At 62.8% G+C, this 14,898-nt stretch carries 10 protein-coding genes; 7 read left to right on the top strand and 3 right to left on the bottom strand.

From position 1 onward, the window contains the following. Positions 1-321 precede the first annotated feature (321 nt). Together aroG and ABWW33_RS06555 are read left to right on the top strand one after the other, a co-directional pair. Positions 322-1,401 (top strand): 3-deoxy-7-phosphoheptulonate synthase AroG, encoded by a 1,080-nt coding sequence (gene aroG, locus ABWW33_RS06550; protein WP_176655556.1) that lies wholly within the window; start codon positions 322-324, stop codon positions 1,399-1,401. Between the two features lie 279 nt (positions 1,402-1,680). Continuing rightward, the gene (locus ABWW33_RS06555; RefSeq protein WP_353400195.1) at positions 1,681-4,584 is read left to right on the top strand and encodes a TonB-dependent receptor domain-containing protein; all 2,904 of its coding nucleotides are present in this window, start codon (positions 1,681-1,683) and stop codon (positions 4,582-4,584) included. A gap of 68 nt (positions 4,585-4,652) precedes the next feature. On the opposite strand, the gene ABWW33_RS06560 is transcribed toward ABWW33_RS06555, so the two are convergent. Then, positions 4,653-7,430 (bottom strand): TonB-dependent receptor domain-containing protein, encoded by a 2,778-nt coding sequence (locus ABWW33_RS06560; protein ID WP_353400197.1) that lies wholly within the window; start codon positions 7,428-7,430, stop codon positions 4,653-4,655. A gap of 555 nt (positions 7,431-7,985) precedes the next feature. On the opposite strand from ABWW33_RS06560, the gene ABWW33_RS06565 reads away from it, so the two are divergent. The 4 genes from ABWW33_RS06565 to ABWW33_RS06580 are packed head-to-tail and all read left to right on the top strand — an operon-like array spanning position 7,986 to position 12,646. Beyond that, complete coding sequence (locus ABWW33_RS06565; RefSeq protein WP_176655559.1) at positions 7,986-8,924, top strand: ABC transporter permease; 939 nt, start codon at positions 7,986-7,988, stop codon at positions 8,922-8,924. Next, positions 8,921-9,937 (top strand): ABC transporter permease, encoded by a 1,017-nt coding sequence (locus ABWW33_RS06570; protein ID WP_353400200.1) that lies wholly within the window; start codon positions 8,921-8,923, stop codon positions 9,935-9,937. Before ABWW33_RS06565 ends, ABWW33_RS06570 begins: the two co-directional genes overlap by 4 nt. After that, a complete protein-coding gene (locus ABWW33_RS06575) occupies positions 9,937-11,664 on the top strand; it encodes an ABC transporter ATP-binding protein (protein ID WP_353400706.1) in 1,728 nt (575 codons plus the stop codon). The genes ABWW33_RS06570 and ABWW33_RS06575 overlap by 1 nt, the downstream gene beginning before the upstream one ends. Positions 11,665-11,689: 25 nt before the next feature. After that, entirely contained in the window at positions 11,690-12,646 is a 957-nt protein-coding gene (locus ABWW33_RS06580) for a VTT domain-containing protein (protein ID WP_353400203.1), read from the top strand. Here ABWW33_RS06580 and ABWW33_RS06585 read toward each other — a convergent pair. Both ABWW33_RS06585 and ABWW33_RS06590 read right to left on the bottom strand, forming a co-directional pair. Next, positions 12,643-13,125 carry a hypothetical protein gene (locus tag ABWW33_RS06585; protein ID WP_176655562.1) on the bottom strand — a complete coding sequence of 161 codons (483 nt, stop codon included), beginning with the start codon at positions 13,123-13,125 and terminating at the stop codon, positions 12,643-12,645. The two genes, ABWW33_RS06580 and ABWW33_RS06585, sit on opposite strands and share 4 nt — an antisense overlap. A gap of 2 nt (positions 13,126-13,127) precedes the next feature. Beyond that, positions 13,128-13,505, bottom strand: a complete 378-nt coding sequence (locus ABWW33_RS06590; protein WP_353400206.1) for an aggregation-promoting factor C-terminal-like domain-containing protein — start codon at positions 13,503-13,505, stop codon at positions 13,128-13,130. 248 nt (positions 13,506-13,753) lie between these two features. Between ABWW33_RS06590 and ABWW33_RS06595 the strand changes: the two genes are divergently transcribed. Beyond that, positions 13,754-14,779, top strand: coding sequence for a glucokinase (locus ABWW33_RS06595; protein WP_176655563.1), 1,026 nt, complete (start codon positions 13,754-13,756; stop codon positions 14,777-14,779). Positions 14,780-14,898 lie beyond the last annotated feature (119 nt).

Below are 14,898 nucleotides of genomic sequence, written 5' to 3' on the forward strand. Positions count from 1 at the left end.
GGGGTCAGTTCCGGCAACCTGCCATGCATGGCAGGTTGCCGGAACTGACCCCGCTTATTAGCTTATGCCAATAAACTACTTGCCAAGGCTGGAAGCTGGCGTTATAGTCGTTTAAACACTTACGGAAACCCGTTCATGACCCGCTTCTTCTTTACCGGCTATTTTTACTTTAGCAATTCCAACCCAAAGGCGGTGGAGTAGCGGCCGGTGCACGTAGAAGCAAAAAACGAGTTCCAGCAAATTCCAAGAAAACCGCCTCCCCGAGGCGGTTTTTTTTTACCCCGATTTTTTACCCGACCTTTCGATCACCTGGAGAACAGCATGCCCCGTACCGACGATTTACGCATCCGCGAAATGAAGGAATTGACGCCACCGTCCCACCTGATTCGCGAGTTTGCCTGCTCGGAAGCGGCCGAGCAGACGGCGGCCAACGCGCGCATCGCGCTGCACCGCATCCTGCACGGCCAGGACGACCGCCTGATGGTGGTGATCGGCCCATGCTCGATCCACGACCCGAAGGCGGCGATGGAGTATGCGCGCCGCCTGGTCGCGCTGCGCCAGGAACTGGCCGGCGACCTGGAAATCGTCATGCGCGTCTACTTCGAAAAACCGCGCACCACCGTCGGCTGGAAGGGCATGATCAACGACCCGTACATGGACAGCAGCTTCCGCATCAACGACGGCCTGCGCATGGCGCGCGAGCTGCTGCGCGACATCAACGAGCTGGGCCTGCCGGCCGGCACCGAATACCTGGACGTGATCAGCCCGCAGTACATCGCCGACCTGATCAGCTGGGGCGCGATCGGCGCCCGCACCACCGAATCGCAGGTGCACCGCGAGCTGGCGTCCGGCCTGTCGTGCCCGGTCGGCTTCAAGAACGGCACCGACGGCAACGTCAAGATCGCCGTCGAAGCGATCAAGGCGGCCTCGCAGCCGCACCACTTCCTGTCGGTGACCAAGGGCGGCCACTCGGCCATCGTGTCGACCAACGGCAACGAGGATTGCCACATCATCCTGCGCGGCGGCAAGACGCCGAACTACGACGCCGCCAGCGTCGAGGAAGCCTGCAAGGCGATCGCCGCCCAAGGCCTGGCGCCGCGCCTGATGATCGACGCCTCGCACGCCAACAGCTCGAAGAAACCGGAAAACCAGGTGCCGGTGTGCGCCGACATCGGCCGCCAGGTGGCCGGCGGCGACAACCGCATCGTCGGCGTGATGGTCGAATCGCACCTGGTCGCCGGCCGCCAGGACTTGGTGCCGGGCAAGGAACTGACCTACGGCCAGTCGGTCACCGACGGCTGCATCGACTGGGACAGCAGCGTGCAGGTGCTGAAGGACCTGGCGGCGTCGGTGCGCGCGCGCCGGCTGGCCACGCAGGCCGCGGAGGCTGCTTCAAAGTAACGTAGTCTGTAAGCAATAACTTGCCGCGAAGGGCCCCGATGGCGACATGGGGCCCTTTCTTTTTGCGCTAGACTGGCAAGGTTGTTGTAAGAATCATGAAAGCAGGTTCAGTACGATTGACACCCAATTCCGTTGCATGTTTTTATATAAAACATGGGTGGTGTCGCTGAACACCCTCCTAGACGCACCGCAAGCCATCCGGTTTTTTTATGCGACCCGCTTCCTCCCTGGAAGAGGGCGTTGGACGACTGCGGCCAAAAATAATATAGGGAGGTTTTTATGATGCAAGAAAAAGTATTGTCACGCTCTTTGCGACTGATGTTCCTGGGGAGTGTCGCGGCCAGTTTCTCCATGCCGGTGTTGGCGCAGAATGCGCCCGCGCCCGCGGACAACCAGGTGATCCAGCGCGTCGAGATCACCGGTTCGTCGATCAAGCGCATCGCCAAGGAAGGCGCGCTGCCGGTGCAGGTGCTGACCCAGGCCGACATCAAGCAGACCGGCGCCACCTCGGCGACCGACCTGATCCAGATGCTGCCGTCGATGCAGGGCTTCGTTCCATCATCGAGCTCGGTCAACGGCGGCGGCGCCGGCGTCACCACGGCGGCCTTGCACTCGCTGCCGTCGAAGTACACGCTGGTGCTGCTCGACGGCCAGCGCATGGCCCCCAGCGCGATCGGCAACGGCCAGGGCGGCGGCTACGCGGTCAACATCGAAAGCATCCCGCTTGAAGCGGTGGAGCGCATCGAGATCCTCGGCGACGGCGCCTCGGCGCTGTACGGCTCCGACGCGATCGCCGGCGTGGTCAACTTCATCCTGAAAAAGAACATGACCAAGGGCGAGGCCTATGCCACCTACGGCCAGCCGAAAGCCTCCGGCGGCAAGTGGAACAGCGCCGGCCTGACCAAGGGCTGGGGCGACCTCGAGACCGACAAGTGGAATGTGCTGCTGACCCTGAGCCACGACGAGCAGCAGCGCATCACGGCGCTGCAGCGCGACTTCTCGGCGCAGGGCGCGTTCTTCAAGTTCAACAGCGGCGGCAAGCAGTACTGGTTCGACCAGCGCACCGGCAACACCGAGCCGGCCAACATCACCTTCAACGCCCGTCCGCGCGGCACCACCGCCGACACCACCGGCTACGCGATCAATCCCTACCTGGCCGCCAACGGCAATTGCGGCAGCGCGCTGGCAGGTCCGCTGGGCACGCAGTGCCGCTTCAACTACGGCGCGACGGTGGAAGACGTTCCAGGCTCGCGCCGCGACAGCGGCCTGCTGAAAGGCACCTGGCAGATCAACGACGACACCAAGGCCTGGGCCGAGCTGGTGCTGTCGAGCTTTAACATGCACGCGCAGTACGCGCCGTCGGCGCAGCCGATGGGCGTCAACTCCACCACGCGCTTCCCGGCGCTGTACGCCAAATACGTGCAGCCCTACCTGAACGCCAACAACCTGGAAAACCCGACCAACGACGCCACGCTGGGCTACCGCTCGGTGCTGATCGGCGGCCGCACCGACGAATACGTGACCGAGGCGCGCCACTTCTCGACCGGCATCGACGGCAACGCCTACGGCTGGGCCTACAACGCCAGCCTGATCCTGTCGCAATCGAAGATCAAGGACAACGCCGCCGGCGGCTATTCCGACTTCAACCAGCTCGAAGCGCTGGTGGCGGCCGGCAAATACGATCCGGTCACCGGCATCGGCGCCGACCAGCTGGCGGGCGCGCTGCTGAACGGCGTCAACTTCTCGACCACCACGTCCAAGCTCAACACCTTGCACGCGGGCGCGCAGCACGACCTGTTCGACCTGCCGGGTGGCACGTCCATCATCTCGCTGGGCGGCGACTACTCGAAGACCCATTACCAGATCGGCTATCACCCGCTGATCCTGGCCAACTCGGGTTATTCGACGCAGCCGGCGTCGGCCGATTATCCGGTCGGCGGCACCTACGGCCAGGTGCCGTTCGACGCCCGCCGCGACAACTGGGGCGTGTTTACCGAGGTGCTGTTCCCTATCCACAAAACGTTCGAGGCGACCGTCTCCGGCCGCTACGACAGCTACGACAAGGTGCACAGCAACTACATCTTCTCGCCAACGCCGGACGCCAGCGGCGTGCAGCAGCAGCTGGCCAGCGGCGAACTGGGCAATACGTCCAGTGCCGGCACCTACAAGGTCAGCGCCCGCTGGACCCCGGTCGATACGGTGCTGGTGCGCGCCGCCTACGGCACTGGTTTCAAGGCGCCGAACCTGAGCGACATCGCCGGCTCCAACACCTTCAACGGCAGCACGGCCGGCAGCTATGCCTGCCCGTTCCCCGGTTCGCCGGGCTGCCTGGTCGGCAATGCGCAGTACGACCTGCTGATCGGCCCGAACGGCCAGAGCGGCTCGGCCGGCCTGCAGCCGGAGAAATCCAAGCAGTGGACCTTCGGTGGCCGCATCGAACCGCTGCGCGGCCTGTCGCTGGGCCTGGACCTGTGGAACGTGCAGATCCGCAACCAGGTGCTGTCGGCCGGCACGCCGGAGCAGGTGGGCTTCGCCAATCCGCAGCAGTATAAAAACCTGTTCGTCAATCCGTATCCGGATCCTGCCGGCTACACCACGATCGCCTACCTGCTGGCGCCGATCAACGGCGGCGTGGCGAACTACCGCGGCGTCGATTGGGACTTCAGCTACCGCAACAAGACCGCCATCGGCGATGTCAAGGCGGCCTGGAACGGCACCTACATGATCAAGCAGAACTACACCACGGTGGCCGGTGGCGTCGCCAATACCGACCTCGGTGTGTTCGGTCCGGACAATGCGGTGGTGTTCCGCGTGCAGACCAACCTGAGCCTGAGTCTGACCAACGGCGCGCTGACCAACACGCTCACCGCGCACTACAAGTCGGGCTATCACGACCAGGCCTATCCGGTCGATACGGCGATCTTCGCCGTCGCGCCGGGCGGCGGGGTTGGCGACTCGGTGGCGTTTGCCGGCTTGTGGACGCCGTCGTACACGACGTTCGACTGGCAGGGCAAGTATGACTTCGGCCGCTTCGCGCTGACCGCAGGCATCAAGAACCTGTTCGACCGCAAGCCTCCGCTGACCCTGCAGAACGCCGGCGGCGGCAACCAGCTGGGCTATGACGGCCGTTACGCCGATCCGATGGGACGCGCGTTCTACCTCACCGGCAACGTCAAGTTCTAAAAGCAAAAGCCCCATGTGTTCGGGCACACATGGGGCTTTCTTTTGGCTATTAAAAAACTACAGGCTGATTAGAACTTGTAGGAACCAACCAGGTAGAACTGACGACCCAGCGGGTCGGTGTAGCGGCCATCGTAACCGGACTGGTTGCCACCACCGGCATTGCGGATGGTGAACGGCGGAGTGATGTCGGCAATGTTCTTGACACCGGCGGTCAGCGTGAACTGCTTGCTGAACGCGATCTTGCTCTGCCAGTCGAAGGTCGTGTACGAGGACACCTTGCGCTTGAACGCCACGTAGTCGCCCAGGCTGCCGTCGGCATTGACCACGCGGACGACGCTGTCGTCTTCGGTGTACACCTGGTCGGTATAGCCCGAGTGGTAGTTAGCCGTCAGTGCATGGGTGAAACGGTCGCTGGTGCGCAGCGACGCGGTCAGCTTCGAGATCCAGCGGAACGTCACGTCCGAGTAGGAGTTGAAGCGGCCGATGTTTTTCTCCACGCCGCTTTCAGGGGTTTCCTGCTCAGCCTTGGTCATGAAGGTACCGGTCCACTGCACGTTCAGCTTACCAAACGGGGTGGCCGTTTTGTAGGTGTGGTCCCAGTCGATACCCTGGAAGTGCGAGCTGGCCAGATTGAACGGGGTCAGCGCGGCGGCCAGCACGTTCTGCTTCTGGATCGGATCGAAGTAGCTGCGCAGCAGGCTGTCGTACAGCTTGGGATTGCCGAACACGGTGTCTTCCGACAGCGTCTGGATCTGGTTGGTCAGCTTGACGTCCCAGAAGTCGAAGCCGATCGACAGGCTGGCCACCGGCTCGAGGCGGAAGCCCAGCGTGGCTTGCTTCGACTCTTCCGGCTTCAGCGAGCCGGCGCCGGTCGAGGCGTTGCCGCCGGTCAGCAGCGTATATTCCGACGAACCCGGGTTGCACAATGGGAAGCGTGGATCGCTGGCCGACGTGATTGGGCAGGCGTGGAACTGCGACGAGCCGCCGTTCACCAGTGGCTTGACGATGTTGGTCAGCGTCGGAGCCTTGAAGCCGGTGCCATAGGAACCGCGCAGCAGCAGCGTGTCGATCGGATTCCAGCGCAGCGCCAGCTTGTAGGTGGCCTTGCTGGCGGTTTCGCCCTGCGAGCCCGGCGCAATCAGATTGCCCGCGGAGTCGAAGTTCTTGTCGTTGTGGACCGAGCCGAAATGGTCGTAACGGGTCGATGCGGTCAGGTCCATGGTCTTCATCAGCGGCAGCAGCAACTCGCCGTACGCGCCGTAGTTCTTGCGGCTGGCGTCGATCGGCAGGGCGCCAGCGCCGCCGCCGACGATGGCGTCGGTGAAGTTAGGCTGCTGCACGTTCTGACCTTGCGAGTACGCATCCGGCGCTTCCGAATACTGCTGCTTGGTGTAGTCGGCGCCGACCGCCAGCTGGGCGGTGCCCGCCGGCATCTTGAACAGCTCGGTCGAAGCGCTCGCTTGCAGCACGTCGAGCTTGGACTTGGTCTCGTTCAGCAGGTTGTGCAGCACGGCCGGGGCCAGCACGTCCTTCGAGGTGCCCGACGGCGCGAACGGATCGAACTTGCCGTTGTTGACCAGAGCGTCGAAGGCGTTCAGGCTCATGTAGCCGCCGGCCGCCGTATCCTTCTGGGTGTTTTCCGAGTGCGTGAACGCGGCGCGGTAGTCGAAGTTCTTGTACGTGCCGTCGATGCCGAAGGCCAGGTGCTTGGCGTCGGTTTTGTATTCGTCGGCGCGGCCGCCGGCGTCCACCAGGCGCAGGTTCATCGCCACGCTGGTGACCGATGCCGGATCGATGCCCAGGCGGGCCAGGTACGGCAGGATGGATTTCTTGTACAGCGCGCTACCGACCGGAATGCCCAGCGGCTGCGCCGGCGGCGCATATTGCGCGGTGTTGCTGAACGACGAGCCCAGCGCTTCCATGAAGAAGTTGGCGTTGTCGTTGATCTTGTAGTTCAGCGAGCCGAACACACTGTCGCGCTTCAGGCCTGGCGTGTCCTGCACGGTGGCGGCGTAGTCGAACAGGCAGCGGTTGCCGACGTTGAACAGGTTGGGGCCGTTGCACTTGCCGGTTTCCAGGAAGTTCGGGCCGAACGCGGCGCTGCTGGCGACGCCCTTGGCATTCTTGTACTTGACGGTGGCGTTGCCCGGAATCGAGTTCGAGCTCAGCTGATACAGCGAGTAGTTCTTGCCGCTGTCCGAGAAGGCGACCACGCCCGACTTGGAGAAGTCGCGCTCGGAAGCGAACATGGCCTTGCTTTCGTCGTGGGCCGCCGACAGCAGAATGTTGAAGCCGTCCTTGTCCAGGTCGCCCCAGCCTTTGGAGATCGACACATTGGAGGTCGAGCCGCCGGTGGATTTCGGCTGGTTGTACGAACCTTCGATGACCAAGTCGGTCTGGTTCTTCTTCAGGATGAAGTTGACCACGCCGGCGATCGCGTCCGAGCCGTACAGCGTGTTGGCGCCGTCGGTCAGGATCTCGACGCGCTCAACTGCCGCCAGCGGAATGCTGGCCAGGTTGACGGTGGAGCCGGAGGTGGCTGGCGCCAGACGGCGGCCGTTCAGCAGCACCAGCGTGTAACCCTCGCCGATGGCGTGGATCGACGCGGTCTGGATGCCGGCGCCGCCGCCGTTGACCGACATCGACGAGGTGGTGAAGCCTTGCATCGACGGCAGCGTGGCGATCAGGTCGGCTACGCTGCTCGCGCCGCTCTGCTCGATCTGCAGCTTGGACAGGGTCTGGACCGGCAGCGCGCCTTCGGCGGTGATACGCTTGATGCTCGAACCGGTGATCTCTACGCGCTGGATCGGTGCGTCCGGCGCGGTTTGCGCCACTGCCGCATGCATGCCCATAGCCAGGCCACTGGCGCAAATCAGGCGTACGGAGCGGGACAATACTGTTTCAACCATCATTATTTAGGCTCCCAAATTTGAAACGATGAACACGGGGTGTGATTTATATTTTTTATCGGCTGTATCGCCGGTTGAAAAAAACACAAACGTTCTTTTCATCTGGGCATCAGATCACCCGGCGCCATTTGCTGTCAATGAACAAACTTGCAATTTAGTAGTAGCATTGCATTATTAACTTCACGGCAACAGTGCTCTAAATTTGAGCAAAAAAACGCTCTAATTTGGTGCGCAAGGCAAGGAAATCTTGGGAAACATTGATTTTGGATCAAAAAAATAGGGAAAATCTTGGCTGGACGTAGTCGCTATGCAACAAGTTGGTGCAAAAGCAATGTCATGAACCTGTATTAATATCGAAACAGAACGTTACATTTATGCGACAAAGGGACGATTCCCATATACAACTTGTTTCCGCAGGCCATTTCGGCGCTGTGCTATCTCATGTATTGTTAGGCACTTTTCGCGACATCAACCGCTAAGGACCAAGATCGCATGCTGGCTTATATCGTTCGTCGCCTATGGCAAATGTTGCCGACCATGCTGGGCGTGGTGCTGCTGGTGTTCCTGCTGTTTAACTGGGTCGGCGGCGATCCGGCCTACATCCTGGCCGGCAAGATGGCCAACGCCGACAGCATCGCCAACATCCGCCACCAGCTGGGCGTGGACCAGCCGTATTACGTGCAGCTGTGGATCTTCATCAAGCAGATCGCCAGCTTCGATTTCGGGCTCAGCTGGGCGACCGGCGAGCCGGTGTCCAACATCATCGCCACGCGGCTGGGGCCGTCGCTGACGGTGCTGATCCCGCTGACCTTGCTGGAGACGGTGCTGGGCATCGCGCTGGCGCTCTGCGTTGCCTTCGTGCGCGGCTCGCTGACCGACCGCGTGGTGATGATCGCCTGCACGGTCGGCATGTCGATCAGCATCCTGGTGTACATCATCGTGTTCCAGTACGGGCTGGCCTACCGGCTGGGCTTGTTCCCGGTGCAGGGCTGGGGCCAGGGCTTCTGGGAAAACCTGCTGCGCTATTCGACCCTGCCGATCCTGATCGGGCTGGCGGTGTCGATCGCGCCGACCTTGCGCCTGTACCGCAGCTTCGTGCTCGACGAGGCCGGGCAGGATTATGTGCGCACCGCGCGCGCCAAGGGCTTGAGCGAGCGGCGCGTGATGTGGGTGCACGTGCTGCGCAACGCGGCGATTCCGATCATCACGCATGTGATGTCGAACCTGCCGGCGCTGCTGATCGGGGCCTTCCTGCTGGAGCGCTTCTTCGGCATACCGGGCATCGGGCGCGAAGTGATCCTGGCGGTGGAGCGCAGCGATTTTCCGGTGATTAAGGCGATCACGGTGTATGTGGCGGCGGCAACGATGGTGTTCAACCTGCTGACCGATCTGATGTACCAGGCGGTCGATCCGCGGGTGAAGCTGGCATGACGGCGCTCGTGCATGCCGGATCGCCCGGCTTGTGGCTGCTGGCCTGGCGGCGCTTGCGCGCGGATCGCGTGGCGATGGTGTCGCTGTCCGTGGTGGCGGCGTTCCTGCTGATGCTGGTGCTGTCGGCGACCGGGCTGATCGCCGCGGATTGGGAGAACGAGGTTGGCGTGAATTATGCGCCGCCGGGTTTTGTCGGCGCCGTTGCCGGGGTTGCGTCCGCGCCGGCTCCAGCTCAACCATTGCCGGACAATCCCTTCGATCCGCTGGCCGGCGACATGGCCCAGCTGCGTGGCGCCGCCGCCGGGGCGTCCGCGCCTGCCGGCGCCGGCAGGCGCGCGACCCTGCCGTTCGGCGGCGACAAATGGGGCCACGACATCATCAAGAAAACCATCAAGGGCGGTGAAACCTCGATCGTGGTCGGCCTGGTGGCGGCCTTGCTGGCGGTCGGGCTGGGCACCTTGTTCGGCGCGCTGTCCGGCTATTGGGGCGGCGTGGTGGACGACTTCTTCAACTGGTTCTACAGCATCTTCACCGCCATCCCCTCGGTGCTGATGATACTGGCCGTGGCCGCCGTGCTGCAGCAGAAGGGCGTGCTGACGATCGTGCTGATCCTCGGCCTGACCGGCTGGACCGGCCCCTACCGCCTGATCCGCGCCGAATACATCAAGCACAAGGCGCGCGAATACGTGCTGGCCGCCGACGCCATCGGCGCCTCGCACTGGCGCAAGATGTTCTCGCACATCTTCCCCAACGTCAGCCATGTGGTGCTGGTGCAGATGTCGATCCTGGTGGTCGGCTTCATCAAGGCCGAGGTCATCCTCAGCTTCCTCGGTTTCGGCGTGCCGGTCGGCGTGGTGTCGTGGGGCAGCATGCTCAACGAGGCGCAGAACGAACTGATACTCGGCCGCTGGTGGCAGCTGACCGCCGCCGCCATCGCCATGGCCTTGCTGGTGACGGCGTTCTCGCTGTTCACCGACGCCCTGCGCGACGCCCTCGATCCCAAGGTGAAATGATGACCAGCGAAAACCTATTGGAAATCACCGACCTGCGCATCGCCTTCCGCACCGGCCGCAACACCACGGTAGAGGCCATCAAGGGCGTGTCGTTCAGCGTGCCGCGCAACGGCACCGTCGCGCTGGTCGGCGAATCGGGCAGCGGCAAGTCGGTCAGTTCGCTGGCGGTGATGGGCCTGCTGCCGCCGGACACCACGATCATCGACCCGGCAGGCAGCATCCGCTTCGACGGCCGCGAACTGCTGACGATGAGCCGCGCCGAGCGCCGCGCCATGTGCGGCAAGGATGTGGCGATGATCTTCCAGGAGCCGATGTCGTCGCTGAACCCGGTGTTCACGGTCGGCGCGCAGATAGGCGAAGTGCTGCGCCTGCATATGAAGATGAGCGAGGCGCAGGCGCGCCGGCGCACGCTGGAATTGCTGGACGAGGTCGGCATCCCCGATCCCGCCGGCAAGATCGACGCCTATCCCAGCCAGATGTCGGGCGGCCAGCAGCAGCGGGTGATGATCGCCATGGCCATCGCCTGCGAACCCAAGCTGCTGATCGCCGACGAGCCGACCACCGCGCTCGACGTCACGATCCAGAAGCAGATCATGGAGCTGATCGCGCGCCTGCAGAAACGCCATGCGATGGCGGTGCTGTTCATCACCCACGACCTTGGCCTGGTGGCGGAGATCGCCGACCGGGTCATCGTCATGCGCCACGGCGAAGTGCGCGAGGCGGGCGCCGCCCACGACGTTTTCAGCCGGCCGCAGGACGCCTACACCAAGGCCCTGCTGCATTGCCGCCCGACGCTGGACGCGCGGCCATGGCGCCTGCCGGTGATCGCCGACTACATGGCCGGCGTCGAGCACCAGCGCCACGCCGGCGGCGACATCGCCGAAGGGCAGGGCGTGACACCGCTGCATCCGCTGGAGCGCCAGCGCGGCAGCGGCCCGGACGACCAGCCGGTGCTGGTGGTGAACAATCTGAGCAAGAGCTTCTACCTGCGCGAAGGCTGGTTCGGCAAGCGCGAGTTCAAGGCGGTCAAGGACGTGTCGTTCACGCTGGCGCGCGGCAAGACCCTGGGCGTGGTGGGGGAATCCGGTTCCGGCAAGACCACGGTCGGCCTGACCTTGCTGCGCCTGCACCAGGCCACCGGCGGCACCGCCATGTTCGAAGGGCGCGACCTGATCGGCATGCCGGCGCGCGAGTTCCAGGCCTACAAGCGGCGCATCCAGATCATTTTCCAGAATCCGTATGCCTCGCTGAACCCGCGCTTCACGGTCGGCCAGATCCTGCTCGAGCCTATGCGCATCCACCGCATCGGCGCCGACGACCGCGAGCGCGCCGCGATGGCGTATTTACTCTTGGAAAAAGTCGGATTGCCCGCATCTGCCTTCCAGCGCTACCCGCACGAGTTCTCCGGCGGCCAGCGGCAGCGCATCGCCATCGCGCGCTGTCTGACGATGAAGCCGGAGATCCTGGTCTGCGACGAATCGGTCTCGGCGCTGGACGTGTCGGTGCAGGCACAGGTGCTGAACCTGCTGCAGGATTTGCAGGACGAGTTCGGGCTGTCCTATATTTTCATCTCGCACGACCTGTCGGTGGTCAAATACATCGCCGACCAGGTGATGGTGATGCACCAGGGCGCGGTGGTGGAAATGGCCGACTCCGACCAGCTGTACCGCAACCCCGCGCATCCCTACACCCGAGCGCTGCTGGCGGCGATACCGCGGCACGGTTAAGCGTTTTTTAAGTTAAGATATCCGAATGGCGAACTTAATCTTACTGTTGCAGGAATACGGCGTACTGATCGTGTTTGCGGTCGTGCTGGTCGAGCAGATCGGCTTGCCGATTCCCGCCTTCCCGATACTCATCGTTGCCGGCGCGCTGTCGGTCGACGGCGACACCCGCTGGCCCGCCGTGCTGGCGGTGAGCCTGCTCGCCTGCCTGATCAGCGATTATTTCTGGTTCCGCGCCGGCCGCTATTACGGCAAGCGCATCCTCAAGCTGCTGTGCAAGATCTCGCTGTCGCCGGATTACTGCGTCAGCCAGACCGAGGACAATTTCAACCGCTGGGGCCCGAAGGCGCTGGTGGTGGCCAAGTTCATCCCCGGCTTCAACACCATCGCGCCGCCGCTGGCCGGCGCCATGGGCACCACCAACGCCACCTTCCTCGGCTTCAGCGTGCTGGGCGGCCTGTTCTGGAGCGGGACCGGCATCGCCATCGGCGCCTTCTTCCACACCAGCGTCGACCAGGTGCTGGACGTGCTCAGCACCATGGGCACCACGGCGCTGATCGTGCTGGGCGTGCTGCTGTTGCTGTTCGTCTCGTTCAAATATGTGGAGCGCAAGCGTTTCCACCAGTCGGTGGACATCGAGCGGATCACGATCGCCGACCTGAAAAAACTGCTGGAGCAGGGGCATGAGCCGGTGCTGGTCGATGCGCGCAGCGTGACGGCGCAGATGCTGGAGCCGGCCGTGCCCGGCGCGTTGCTGTTCAACGGCGGCGATCCGAACGAGCAGATTGCCGCGCTGGACAAGAGCCGTTACATCATCGTCTACTGCAGCTGCCCGAACGACGTCACCGCCGCCCACGTGGCGAAAGGGTTGATCAGCCAGGGCTACAAGCGTGCCCAGCCGCTGCACGGCGGCCTCGACGCCTGGAACGCCGCCTTCGGCACGCCGCAGGCTGTTTCCACCGACAACACCGCGTCAGTCGGCTAATTCGCCGGCTGAGGCTGTTCGGCGAGCAGTTTTAGTTTGTCGCGCTCATACACGTAATAGTAAGTTCCGCCGGGACCCTGCTCGTTTCTCATGCCCTTAAATACGATAAGGGCGCTGTCGGGACGAAAATCGACCGGCATCGCGCTGTCGTAATCGCCGCAGCAGATGATGAAGGGCAGCCAGGTCACCTTGCCGCTGCGCGCGTCCAGTATCGCCCCCATGACGCAGGAAGCTCCGCAACCCCAGGTCGCCACCACAAAATGCCCCGCAAAATTGACGTGCTGCGCGGCGGCCTCGCGCAGCCGCGAACCGAATTCCCGGTCTTTTTTTGTCAACAGCCTTGGCTTGGCTGTCGGGCCGGAGTAGATATCGCTCACCTGATGACTGGAAAACTGCGGCGGCGAAGCGTCGGCTGCGCCGCTGGCCTGAGGAGGTGCGAGCAGAATCGTGGCGGCCGCCAGGGTGGATAAGATTTTCATGGTTAGTACCAGTGATGTTTTTGCCAAAATATGCGTGCATTGGAGGCGCTGCGATAGCGCTGCATAATGTATCGTATTCCGCCTTGGCATTCCTCCACGCCGTTGCCAAAGGAGTTGATTCCACGTGGATTAAGGTCGTAGTTGTTTCTCAATAGCTGGAACAGGCCGCGAGCCGATGAGTGGCTGTTGCGGGCCCCGACTTTGCCGCTCGATTCCTGCGCCATGAGCCACAGCAGATCCTGAAATTGAGCGCCAGGCGTGTTTTCCAGTCGCATGGCTTCGCGAAGCGCGGTTTTAGACGCATCTGGAACATCGGATGGATTTCGCTCCGTAGTATCCCCGTGCAAAGCTCGCTTCTTGTGCGTCGCATGCGTAGTCATTCTGGCCTCCATAAAAGACGGTGGAAACGAAAGAGTGGCTGCAAATGGTGGGATGAGTGTTGCGCTGGCGCAAGTCGGTCGCGGCCGGTTCGTATGGTGGTCGAAGTCGTAGTCATACTACGAAAAAAATATTCCACATTGTAATTTTACGTGGCAAACGTGCCGCAACTGTACTAAAACTACAAACTTCACTTGCCTCGAATGGTGAAAATACTTTAAGCTTAGGCCTCAACTATTTTCGATCTATCATGACAGCTCAGTCCCTCCAAACGCCTCCCTTCCTGACCACCGCATTCCCTGGTGGCCCGCGTCTGCTGGCGGACATCGGCGGCACCAACGCGCGCTTTGCGCTGGAAACCGCTCCGGGCAAGATTGAGGCGATCGAAGTATTGGCTTGCGCCGCATATCCAACCTTGGCCGCCGCCCTGGTTGCCTATCTGGCCTCGCCGACCGTCACCCAGGCCGGCGTCACCGGCATCCGCAACGGCGCGATTGCGATTGCCAATCCGGTCACCGGCGACATGGTGCGCATGACCAACCACCACTGGGAATTCTCGATCGAGGCGCTGCGCCGCGAAGTCAATTTCGACACGCTGGTCGTCGTCAACGACTTCACCGCGCTGGCCAGTTCCCTGCCGCAGTTGTCGGCCACCCAGAAGCACCAGGTCGGCGGCGGCACGTCCATCGCCGGCACCCCGCTGGGCCTGATCGGCGCCGGCACCGGCCTCGGCGTTTCCGGCCTGATCCCGGGCAAGGATGGCTGGACCGCGCTGCTGAGCGAGGGCGGCCACGTCACTTTCTCGCCGGCCAATGAAACCGAAGTGGCCATCCTGCGCTTCGCCTGGAAGGAATTCGAGCACGTTTCCGCCGAGCGCCTGATGTCCGGCGCCGGCATCGAACTGATCTACCGCGCCCTGGCCGACCACACCGACATGCCGGCCGAAAAGCTGAGCGCCGCCGAAATCTCGCGCCGCGCGCTGGACGGCGAATGCACGCTGTGCGACGAAGTCATCGAAGCGTTCTGCTGCATGCTGGGCACCATCGCCAGCAACGTCGCGATCACGCTGGGCGCGCAGGGCGGTATATATATAGGCGGCGGCATCGTCCCGCGCCTGGGCGAGCGTTTCGACCGCTCCGGCTTCCGCGCCCGTTTCGAAGCCAAGGGCCGTTTCAACAAATACCTGTCCGAAGTGCCGACCTGGGTGATCACGGCGGAATACCCGGCGTTCGTAGGTGTTTCGGCAATCTTATCAGAAAGACTTGCTGCCGCGTAAGGCAAGTTACATTTCGAAGAACGCGAAATGCGCGTTTTGCGGTTTTATCAGGTACAATTCGGCTTGTTGGATGAAACGTCTTAGCTTGGCCGCGTATGTTTTCGCCCGAAAACCACGCT

The organism is Duganella hordei, assembly GCF_040369125.1.
GTDB classification, from domain to species: Bacteria; Pseudomonadota; Gammaproteobacteria; order Burkholderiales; family Burkholderiaceae_D; genus Rugamonas; species Rugamonas hordei.